Raw genomic sequence first — 4,903 nt, forward strand, 5'->3', positions numbered from 1 at the left:
GAGCAGCGCGGGCAATGGCCAGGGTACACGCTCCCTCAGTCTCTGAGGCAAAGACCTGCTTGGGGCAGAGGAGGGTGGCCCCCTCCTGGGCTAGCTCGTCCTCCCCCGACCAGCGCTGGGCAGCCAAAAGAGCAGCCGCCTCTGCCACCGAAGGGGTGCCCACCGCCTGCCGCACCGCCTCCGAAGGGTGGGGAACTGGGATCCCGGCCAGGGCTTCGGCAGAGAAGAACTGGATAGGCCAGCCGTAGGCCTGGGCCAACTCCAGCAGTCCCGCTTCATCCCGTTTCAGCTCCAGGGTGGCCAAGCCAGCAACGGCCTCGAAGGCCAGCCCCTGGGCCTGCAGCAGGCGGCGCAGGGATCCCTCCAGCCAGGCGCGGCTGGTGCCCCGCTCGCAGCCCACACCCACCCACAGCACCCGTGGATGCCAGTGGACGGTGGGGATGGGGGGGCAGGGTGTTGTATACTCGCCAATCCGGACCTGGGCCACCGCCTGCTCAGGAGGGGTGGTGAAAAGGGGGTGATCTGCTGGCCAGGCCTGGCGCCAAAGCTGCGTGCCACAGGTTTGCTCAACGGCCACCGGCTCTCCCCGCGCCAGAGCGGCTGCCACCCCGTTCCAATCGCCGTCGCCCCGCTGCCAACCGTAGGGATCCCCCAGCAAATCCAAAGGCGGGATCCCCAGCCCTTCTGAGGCAGAGGTGAGGATGGGCTCGGCTCCCAAGACAGCCGCCACCCGCCGCGCCAGCGCCTCAGCTCCTCCCACATGGCCGCCACAGAGGCTAATGGCCCAGCGCCCAGCTTCGTCCACCACCACCACCGCCGGATCCCGGTATTTGTCTTGCAAGAGGGGGGCAATGAGCCGCACCACCGACCCAACTGGCAAGACAAAGATACAGCCCTGCACCTGCGGCCAGCTCTGGGCCACCGCTGCCGGCAAGGGATCCCCATAGGCTTGCCAGGGGGGTGGCAGCGGCTCTCCCGGGGGGTTGGCCTTGCTCCAGCAGATCCACTCCTCCGGCAGTAGCGACAGCAAAGGCTGGGCCAAGCGGCGACCGCGCGGGGTAGGGGCAAACAGGGCAAGCTTCATTAGCCTAGGGATCCTATACTGGACTACAGAGCCACCCGCAAATAGACGAGCGCCAATGCCAACCCCCCTTGGACTGATGCTGCCGCTGATCCCCCTGGAGGCTCTGCTCTCCACGAAGGGGCTGATGTTTTTGTTGCTATCGGCCTATGGCGGGGCCATGTGGACATTTTTAAGTGGCGCTCCCCGGGTGTACACCATCATCGTGCCCGATCTGGAGCAGGCAAGGGGCTTCTACGAAAAGGTTTTGAGGCTGCCGGAGGCGGAGCTGCCACTGCAGTACTACTACGGCTACGAGCAAAGCGTCGTCAGCTCTAGCCTGGGATCACCCTATTTTCCAGGGGATATTGGCCTCAGCTCCCGCCTCGATGCCAAAGCCCGCCCCACCTCGACACCTCTCGATACCCCTGGCCTCTGGTATCAGCTCTCCGATACGGTGCAACTGCACGTGATCCCTGGTTCTACTGATCCCTACGCGGCCTCCGTCCCCTACGGCAGTCCCTCCAGGCCCTCCTCTGTACCTGCCTACGGGGCGGCAGCCGGTCGCAGCAGCGGCGTCCGCTATCGCCACACCACCTATGAACGGGAAGCCCTCAAAGCGCTCCTGAAGCGGATCAACAAGCAAGGGATCCGCAACAGCGTCCGCTCCGAAAAGCCTTTTGTCTTCTGGGTGCGCGATCATCAAGGGCAGATCATCGAATTTGCCGAAATAAAAGGATGAAGGGATCCCCTAAGATCGTTGAAGGAAGGGGAAGCAAAAAGTCGGCGAGGGGAGACGCCAACAGATGAAACGGATGCTGCTGCTGTTGCTGGGTTTGCTGTGGATCGGGATGTGGGGTGGACAGCCGGCCGTGGCTCTGTCGCGGGCCAAAGACAACCCCGTGGTGGGCATCCAATCCCCAGCCAAAGACTTCATCACCACCGAGTCGGGCCTGCAATACTACGACATCGCTCAAGGCAGTGGGCCTTCACCTCAACCGGGGCAAACGGTGGTGGTGAACTATGTGGGCAAGCTGCAGGATGGCACCGTCTTCGATAGCTCCTACAAGCGCAATCAACCTTTCATCTTCACCTACGGAGTAGGGCAGGTGATCCGCGGCTGGGAGGAAGGTCTGGCCACGATGCGGGTGGGTGGCAAGCGGTACTTGCGCATTCCGCCGGAGTTGGCCTACGGCAGCCGCGGCGCCGGCGGCGTGATCCCACCCAACGCCACCCTTGATTTTGAAGTGGAGCTCCTGGCCATCCAGTAGACTCTGGACATCCACACCTAAGCTTGACTGGGGGTGGGGAAAGTCAAGGCGGTGAGATTGCAGGGCGCTGCGGCAACTCCCTTCTGGGTAACAAACCTGTCTCCGTCTGTGGAGCCCAATTTTCCCCCTGAAGCTCCTAGCGCAGAAAAAGCTCGCCTGCGCCAGCACTTCCGCCAAGTGCGGCAGGGGCTGGAACGATCCCTGATCGAGCAGAAAATAGTGGCTCATCTGGCCTCTCACCCCCAGCTTTTGGCGGCCAGAACCATCTTGGCCTACGCGGCCTTCGGCTCCGAGGTGGACTTGGGATCCCTGTTCGCCCTTTTCCCTGAAAAGCGCTGGGGGATCCCTCGTTGCTTGCCGCAGCGGCAGTTGGGATGGCATCGCTACCACCCAGCCGAGCTTGTTCCCAACCGCTGGGGGCTGCCGGAGCCCTCTCCCACCAGTGAGGTTATCGATCCTGCCGAAGCGGAGTTGATCCTCGTGCCCGCCCTGGCCTGCGACCGCTGGGGAAGGCGTTTGGGCTATGGCGGCGGCTATTACGACCGCTTTTTGGCCTCGCTGCCGGATCCCGGTGTGCCCAAGTGGGGCATTGTCCCGCAGGCTTGCCTGCTGCGGCAGCCTCTGCCTCAGGATCCCTGGGATCAACGCCTGGACGGGATCCAAACCGAAGAGGGGTTTTACCCGGCGGGGGATCCCCTAGACTAAGGGAGATGGGCCTTGGAGGAAAAACATGAGCCAAGTTTGGAAGAAGGGGCTTCGCTCCCTCTGCTGGAGCCTGGGCTGGGCGGCTTTGGCGGCCCTCTTGCTGGGCTTTGGCGCCATCCCCCTACAATTGAAAGATCTGCACATCACCCCCTGCCCGGATACCCCCGAATACACCAACCTGGTCACCAGCAACGGCAACCCCATACCGGCCAGGTGCATGTTCATTGAAGGGACGGTGGTGAACCGCTCCAAAAACACCTTGGTCAATGCGGATGTCTTCGGTCGCCTTTACGATGCCAACGGCAATGAGGTTCTGCCGGAGCGCACCCGCGTGGGAGCCATCGAAGAGGTTCCCCCCGGCGAAAGCCCCTTCTCCATTCGCATCTCCGTGCCCGTGACCAGCCCGCTGCCCTTGACCCTGGAGCAATTCAAGGCCAGCGGCTTCAGCGGCACCGTGCGCCGTTGACATCCAGTTGATCCTTAGAAGAGTTGGCGGGTGAAGTCCACCTGGGCCGGGCGCCCGGGCAAATGGAGTTGGGTAACCACCGGCGGGGTTTGGGCGATCAGCCGTCCCCGACGGAAAACGTACAGGCAAGCCGGTTTCAGGCGAATGGCTTCGACGGCATCGGCAGCCTGGAGCACCACCAAATCGGCATAGCAGCCGGGTTCTAGTCCGTAGCCTTCTAACCCCAGAATGCGGGCCGGGTTTTCCGTAACGGCCAAGAAGCACTGGCGCATCTGCTCATAGCCGGTCAGTTGGGCAGCGTGGATCCCCATGTGGGCCACCTCCAGCATGTTGCCGCTGCCCAGGGGATACCAGGGATCCATCACGCAGTCCTGGCCAAAAGCTACTGTCAGCCCGGCGGCCATCAGCTCCGGCACCCGCGTCAGCCCCCGCCGCTTGGGGTAGGTGTCGTGGCGGCCCTGCAGCACCAGGTTCACCAGCGGGTTGGCAATCACCCCCAGCTCTGCCTCGGCCATCAGGGGGATGAGTTTGCTCACGTAGGCGTTGTCCATTGAGTGCATTGAGGTGAGGTGGGAGGCGGCCACCCGCCCCTGCAAGCCCAGCCGCTGCGTCTCGTAGGCCAAGGTTTCCACGTGGCGGGAGAGGGGATCGTCTGTCTCGTCGCAGTGCAGATCCACCCGCAGACCCCGCGCCGCCGCAATCTCGCACAGGGCCCGCACCGAAGCTGTTCCTTCAGCCATCGTCCGCTCAAAGTGGGGGATCCCACCCACCACCTCCACCCCCAAGTCCAGGGCCTTCTCTAAGAGCTGCACCGCTCCCGGCGAGCGGTAGTAGCCATCTTGGGGAAAGGCCACCAGTTGCAAATCCAGGTAGGGAGCAACCTTTTGCTTCACCTCCAGCAAGGCCCGCACCGCCAACAGGTTGGGATCGCACACATCCACATGGGCGCGGATGGCCAGGATCCCGCGCGCCACCGCCCAGTCGCAGTAGGTCAAGGCCCGCTCCATCACTGCCTCTGGCGTCAGCAGCGGCTTCAACTCCCCCCAAAGGGCGATCCCTTCCAGCAAGGTGCCCGATTGGTTGACGCGCGGGATCCCGTAGGTAAGGGTGGCATCCAGGTGAAAGTGGGCATCCACAAAGGGGGGTGACACCAAGCGGCCACTCACATCGATTTCCTGGGGAGCGGTGGCCTGCAGATTCACCTCCAGGGCAACGATGCGGTCTCCCTCAATGCCGATATCCACTCCCTTACGGCCATCCGGCAAGTTGGCCCGACGCAAGATTACATCCATCCCCCTCTTCCCAACCCGGCTTGACCATTTTCTTGCTCAACGTAAGGCGCGGGATTCCCCACCCGGGTGGGGAGGGATAGCGCCTCCTGACTGATTCTGGATATATCGC

6 protein-coding genes are annotated in these 4,903 nt (G+C 63.2%); 4 read left to right on the top strand and 2 right to left on the bottom strand.

Features of this window, described 5'->3' with window-relative positions:
• A partial coding sequence (locus NW841_RS11810) for a cobalt-precorrin 5A hydrolase (protein ID WP_414386538.1) occupies positions 1-1,084 on the bottom strand: 1,084 nt, incomplete at its 3' end.
• Positions 1,085-1,139: 55 nt separating this feature from the next.
• On the opposite strand from NW841_RS11810, the gene NW841_RS11815 reads away from it, so the two are divergent.
• From NW841_RS11815 to NW841_RS11830, 4 genes are all read left to right on the top strand, one after another.
• Positions 1,140-1,802: a hypothetical protein gene (locus NW841_RS11815; protein ID WP_414386540.1), complete on the top strand. Its 663-nt coding sequence runs from the start codon at positions 1,140-1,142 to the stop codon at positions 1,800-1,802.
• Positions 1,803-1,866: 64 nt separating this feature from the next.
• Positions 1,867-2,331: an FKBP-type peptidyl-prolyl cis-trans isomerase gene (locus NW841_RS11820; RefSeq protein WP_414334574.1), complete on the top strand. Its 465-nt coding sequence runs from the start codon at positions 1,867-1,869 to the stop codon at positions 2,329-2,331.
• Between the two features lie 108 nt (positions 2,332-2,439).
• Entirely contained in the window at positions 2,440-3,036 is a 597-nt protein-coding gene (locus tag NW841_RS11825; protein ID WP_414386542.1) for a 5-formyltetrahydrofolate cyclo-ligase, read from the top strand.
• A gap of 25 nt (positions 3,037-3,061) precedes the next feature.
• A complete protein-coding gene (locus tag NW841_RS11830) occupies positions 3,062-3,502 on the top strand; it encodes an FxLYD domain-containing protein (protein WP_414334570.1) in 441 nt (146 codons plus the stop codon).
• A 14-nt stretch (positions 3,503-3,516) separates the two neighbouring features.
• Here the strand turns inward: NW841_RS11830 and NW841_RS11835 are convergent, their stop codons facing one another.
• Positions 3,517-4,794 (bottom strand): amidohydrolase family protein, encoded by a 1,278-nt coding sequence (locus NW841_RS11835; RefSeq protein ID WP_414386543.1) that lies wholly within the window; start codon positions 4,792-4,794, stop codon positions 3,517-3,519.
• Positions 4,795-4,903 lie beyond the last annotated feature (109 nt).

Source organism: Synechococcus sp. H60.3, from assembly GCF_047462295.1.
GTDB lineage: Bacteria > Cyanobacteriota > Cyanobacteriia > Thermostichales > Thermostichaceae > Thermostichus.